Origin of the sequence: Intestinibacter sp., from assembly GCF_022780145.1 — a bacterium.
Classification (GTDB): Bacteria; Bacillota; Clostridia; order Peptostreptococcales; family Peptostreptococcaceae; genus Intestinibacter.
This window is the reverse complement of the sequence record NZ_JALEXO010000266.1, coordinates 1-5561: the sequence shown is the minus strand read 5'-3', so window position 1 is coordinate 5561 and position 5561 is coordinate 1. Positions and strand designations below refer to the sequence as shown.

7 protein-coding genes are annotated in these 5561 nt (G+C 31.2%); 4 read left to right on the top strand and 3 right to left on the bottom strand.

Annotation, left to right across the window (positions count from 1 at the left end):
• A partial coding sequence (locus MR593_RS09995) for a VOC family protein (protein ID WP_290692455.1) occupies positions 1–212 on the bottom strand: 212 nt, incomplete at its 3' end.
• A 341-nt stretch (positions 213–553) separates the two neighbouring features.
• Here MR593_RS09995 and MR593_RS09990 point away from each other — a divergent pair.
• The 4 genes from MR593_RS09990 to queF are packed head-to-tail and all read left to right on the top strand — an operon-like array spanning position 554 to position 2847.
• Positions 554–982: a 6-pyruvoyl trahydropterin synthase family protein gene (locus MR593_RS09990; RefSeq protein WP_290692453.1), complete on the top strand. Its 429-nt coding sequence runs from the start codon at positions 554–556 to the stop codon at positions 980–982.
• Position 983: 1 nt separating this feature from the next.
• Positions 984–1646, top strand: a complete 663-nt coding sequence (queE, locus tag MR593_RS09985; protein ID WP_290692431.1) for a putative 7-carboxy-7-deazaguanine synthase QueE — start codon at positions 984–986, stop codon at positions 1644–1646.
• A gap of 14 nt (positions 1647–1660) precedes the next feature.
• A complete protein-coding gene (gene queC / locus MR593_RS09980) occupies positions 1661–2341 on the top strand; it encodes a 7-cyano-7-deazaguanine synthase QueC (RefSeq protein ID WP_290692429.1) in 681 nt (226 codons plus the stop codon).
• Positions 2342–2343: 2 nt separating this feature from the next.
• Positions 2344–2847 carry a preQ(1) synthase gene (queF, locus tag MR593_RS09975; RefSeq protein WP_290692427.1) on the top strand — a complete coding sequence of 168 codons (504 nt, stop codon included), beginning with the start codon at positions 2344–2346 and terminating at the stop codon, positions 2845–2847.
• 55 nt (positions 2848–2902) lie between these two features.
• Here the strand turns inward: queF and MR593_RS09970 are convergent, their stop codons facing one another.
• Positions 2903–3592 (bottom strand): helix-turn-helix domain-containing protein, encoded by a 690-nt coding sequence (locus MR593_RS09970; RefSeq protein ID WP_290692425.1) that lies wholly within the window; start codon positions 3590–3592, stop codon positions 2903–2905.
• A 390-nt stretch (positions 3593–3982) separates the two neighbouring features.
• Positions 3983–5561: amidohydrolase (locus tag MR593_RS09965; protein WP_290692423.1), on the bottom strand; the 1579-nt coding region annotated here is incomplete at its 5' end.

Genomic DNA, 5561 nt, shown 5'->3' with positions numbered 1-5561 from the left:
AGTGATATTCCAGAACCATGCTGTGGTTTTTGTCTAAAATCTTGTATAAGCTCTATTTCTGTGCCTCCATCTTTATCAGCTAAAAATGCCAATATCTTATCTTGTTGATCTGTCATAAATTTGCTTTTAAGTTCAAGCCCTGCAACTGCTTGGTAAAATTCTATAGATTTTTCTATATCACTTACCATTATAGTAGTATGTGCATATTTCATTTGAAATCCTCCCTTTTTTATCTTAGTTAATATAAAAGTTTGATAACTTACTTTATATTATACTTCACAAATTATACTTAACAAGCTTAATTTTTTTGATTAACATTTTACAACTTTGGATATTTATGTTAATATATTATAAGTACAAAAACTTAAGAGACAGTTCATTAAGACCATCCTGTCTATAAATAAAACTAGGCTATCGATTAAAAAAGGTTTATTTTTTTGCGCCAGTTTTATAGTGCAAAGAAATAAACCTTTTTTAATACAAAGGAAATTACACTCCTTTTAAAATTAAATAGTGCTAGTTCGTATATAAAATATTTTATTAGGAGGAAAAAATGTTTAAAGTAAAAAGTCAAATTGAATTCGATATGGCTCACTACTTAAGTGGGTACAATGGAAAATGTTCAAATTTACATGGACATAGATATAAATTAATAGTTTCAATCAAAAGTGAAACACTTCATCAAGAAGGTCAACTCAAAGGTATGGTTGACGATTTCGGAAATATAAAGTCTAAATTAAAAGAAATTGAAGACTTATTCGACCACAAGCTCGTCATAGAAAACAACGAAGAAGGTCTTTTGTTAGCAAAAAAATTAAAGGAATTGCCTAACTCTTTTGATGTTTTATTAGTTCCATATAGACCTACTGCTGAGGAAATGAGCAGAGATATATTCCACAAATTAAAAGCTATGGGGTTAGATGTTTGTGAAGTGGAATTATTTGAAACACCAACAAATAGCTGCACATATACGGAGGACTAAAATGTTTAATATTATAGAAAAATTTGTATCAATAGACGGTGAAGGTCCTAGCGCTGGCGAGCTCGCTACATTTATAAGATTTCAAGGATGCAACTTGAGATGTGCTTGGTGTGATACTACTTATTCATTCGATAAAAGCGAGATAACAGAGGTTTTATCAGCTGAAGAAATCTACAGCTATATCAAGGAAACAGGTGTATCAAACGTAACATTAACAGGTGGAGAACCTCTGTTTCAAGAGAATATAGACGAGATTTTATCGTTATTAAACGATGATAAAAGCCTAACAGTACATATAGAAACTAATGGGGCAATTGATATTTCACCTTTTAAAGAAAAATATCCTAATTTAATTTTTATATTAGACTACAAGCTTCCATCTAGTAATATGACTGATTTGATGGTATTAGAAAACTTCGAACACGTCGAAAAAACAGATGTTTATAAGTTTGTATTAGGTAGCAAGGAAGATCTTCAAGAAGCTTATAAAATAATAAATAAATTTGATTTAACAAACAAATGCTTAGTTTATTTTAGCCCCGTTTTCGGTGCTATTGAACTAGAAGATATAGTTGAATTTATGAAGGAGAAGAATTTAAATAAAGTCAGACTTCAAGTTCAACTACATAAAATAATATGGGACCCTAATATGAAGGGCGTTTAAAAAGGAGATTAATTATGAACAATAACGATAATAACAATGCAGTAGTTGTTTTCAGCGGCGGTCAAGACTCTACTACTTGCTTATTTTGGGCTTTAGAGAGATTTGATAAAGTCATCGCCGTAACATTCAACTACAACCAAAGACATAAATTAGAAATAGAATGTGCTAAAAATATAGCAAAAGATCTTGGTGTTGAACACTATATATTAGATATGGACTTACTTAATCAATTAGCACCAAATGCTTTAACTCGAGACGATATAAAGGTCGAAGCTGGCAAAGACGGCGAACTTCCTTCTACATTTGTTGAAGGCCGCAACATGGTATTTTTAACATTTGCTGCAATTCTTGCAAAAACTAAAAACGCTAGACATATAGTTACAGGCGTATGTGAAACAGATTTTAGCGGATACCCTGACTGTAGAGATGTATTTATAAAATCATTAAATGTAACTGCTAACTTAGCTATGGACTATGACTTCGTAATTCACACACCTTTGATGTGGCTAGACAAGGCTCAAACTTGGGAATTAGCAGATAAATATGGAAAACTTGACTACGTACGAGAAAAAACACTAACTTGTTATAACGGAATCATCGGCGATGGATGTGGAGAATGTCCTTCTTGCAAGCTTAGAAAACACGGTCTAGATACTTACCTAGAACAAAAACATAAAAACGAGAAAGGAGTTTAAATATGCTAGAAACAGGAAGAAAAAGCAAAGAATTAGAAGGCTTAAGCTTACTTGGAAACCAAGGAACTAAATATGAATTCGGCTACAATCCAGACGTACTGGAAACCTTCGACAACAAACACCCAAACAACGACTACTTTGTAAAATTCAACTGTCCTGAATTCACAAGTCTATGCCCAATAACTGGACAACCAGACTTCGCAACTATATATGTTAGTTACATACCAGGTGAAAAGATGGTCGAAAGTAAATCACTAAAATTATACCTATTCAGCTTCAGAAATCACGGAGACTTCCACGAAGACTGTATAAACATAATCATGAAAGACTTAATCAAGCTAATGTCTCCAAAATATATAGAAGTATGGGGCAAATTCACTCCAAGAGGCGGCATCAGTATCGATCCATATTGTAACTACGGAATCCCAGGCACTAAATACGAAAAAATGGCTGACTATAGAATGATGAACCACGATTTATATCCTGAAAAAGTCGATAATAGATAATATAATTTAAGGTATAGGTCTCTTCACAAATACCTATACCTTACAAAAACCATTTCTATCCTTTTTTCTTATCATTCTGTTTCTTTAACAACTTTTGCTCTAATTCATGCTCTGTATAATTTCTAAAATGCTCATTAAAGCTTCCATGATATCTCGTTTTGACAGTATTACTATTGAACACATTACTACATTCTTTTTCATAACTATAATTTTTATATATAGCTAATAAATAATTAAAAGAATACCTTCCATTACCGTATTTATTAGCCTGCTTTATAACTTTAATCAATCTATCTGTATCCATTTTATTTAAACGCTCTAGCTGTTCATCACTCAATAAATGACTTAAATTCGCCTGTTCTTCTATTAGCTTTTCATTTATTGATATTTGCATAGAATCTTCCTTTTTATCTTCACAAAACTCTTCTGTTCCGATAACTTGATCATCTTTTGTTTCATATTTTTTGCCAGCGATTAAATACTTATTTATATAATATATATTATTCCAGCCTTTATTTGTCTTACGCTTTCCTCTTGTTATATAACCTTTTTCTTCTAGACTATTTAACACCTTTCCCAATGTATCCTTATTCATTTTACACTTTTTAATCAATGTTTCTCTTGTAGGAAACGCATAACCTAAATCTAAGTTATACATTCTAACTAAATTCATCATTACTCTAAATTCTGTGTGACTTAAATTACTATCATCTATTAAATCATTATCAATCAACGTATAACTCATTTATATGCCCCCCTACATAAAATTAGTTTAAAATAAATTTTGGGATTAATAATAAATATAGTATTTGTATATTAGTACTTATATTATTAATATTTATAGTTACCCTATTTTTAGGACAACCGTAATACCCTTTCTTTAAGATAATCATAATACCCAAAACTATGGTATACCCCTATTTTAGGGTTATCATAGTTTTATACTTACCCCCTAGTTATCCACAAAGTTATCCACACACTTGTGTGTATAAAATAATATTCTGTTATTTAAGGGAAAAAAGAAGCTACTACTTATAAAAGTAATAGCTTCATAACAATTCAATAATGTCTAATGTCTTTTTATTTTCCCTTTGATGCTTTTATATTTGTTATTTTTACGATTACTATGTAAAAATTAAATTTCTTTTCTATAAACAACCTTACCATCAATCATAGTCATAACAGGTAATATATCTCTTATTTCCATTGGGTCACAAGTAAATATATCCTTGTCAAGAACTACTATATCAGCTAGTTGACCTGGTTTTATTCTACCTTTTTTGCCTTCCATGAATTCCATATATGCACTACCTTCAGTATACGCATCTATAGCTGTGTAAACATCTACACATTCTTCTGGATAGAATCCACCTTCAGGGAATCCTGTAGAGTCTTTACGAGTAACTGCACTGTAAATGTTAGGGAATGGATTACAATCCTCAACTGGACAGTCTGTTCCGTAAGCTATTTTACCTCCAAGATCACCTAAAGTTTTGAATGCGTAAGAAGTAGAAGACAATTCTTTGCCACATCTATTTTCAACTACATGCATATCGTAGTCAAGGAATATAGGTTGATAGCTTACAACTATTCCTAATTTAGCTATTCTTTCTAGTAAAGCTTTATCTGTTATTTGGCAATGAATTAAAGCATGTCTTAATTTATTTCCTTCTTCACCAAATGTTTTTTCATAACTATCTATAGTTTGTTCAATAGCTGCATCACCTATAACGTGAGTAGCTACTTGTATACCAGCTTCACTTGCTACTTTGCAGAACTCATCCATTTCTTCTTCATTCATCCATGTAAGACCTCTATTACCTGGATCGTCATTGTAGTCTTCTCTAAGAAGAGCTGTTCTAGCTCCTAGACTACCATCTTTGAACAATTTAAGTGGTCCTAATTGAATTAGAGAATCTTCATCGTATTTACCATTGGCTAATTCTCCATTTATATATTCTTTAAATTGATCTACAGTGTTAAAAGAAATTTGATGTCTATAACGAACTATTCCTTCTCCAGAATCATAGATATCTTTGAATAGTTTAAAATACACTGGATAATCAAATACTATTGTTCCTAAATCATTACTTTGAACAGTAGTTACACCATGTTCAGCAGCATATTCACTAGCTTCTATGAACATTTTTCTTCTTTCTTCTATGTCTGGTCTTGGAATTATATCTTTTGCAAAGTTGCAAGCATTCTCAGTAAATACACCATTAGGATATCCATCTTCACCTATTTCAAATGTTCCACCGTTGTATTGTGGAGAGTTTCCGTCTAATCCTAATACTTCTATCGCTTTAGTATTTGTAGCTAATATATGACCACAAACTCTATCAAGTACTATAGGAATTTCTGTTGATATTTTATCTAAGTCAAATCTATTTGGCATTCTATCGCTATCTTCAAATAAATCTTGATTCCATCCTTGAGCATATAAACCATTTTTTACTCTGTCAGGATTTTCAGCAATATATTTTTTGCATATTTCTATCATCTCATCTATGCTTTTACAGCCACTTATTTGAGCTTGATACATTGTTTCTGCAAAGCTAAATATATGCATATGAGAGTCGTTAATACCAGGTATTACTGTTTTACCTTGGCAATCTATTTTTTCGTCAATATCTGAAGTTGCTAAAATTTCATCATTAGTTCCGATAGCTTTAATTTTTCTATCTTCAATTAAAACAGCTTCTACAAATTTT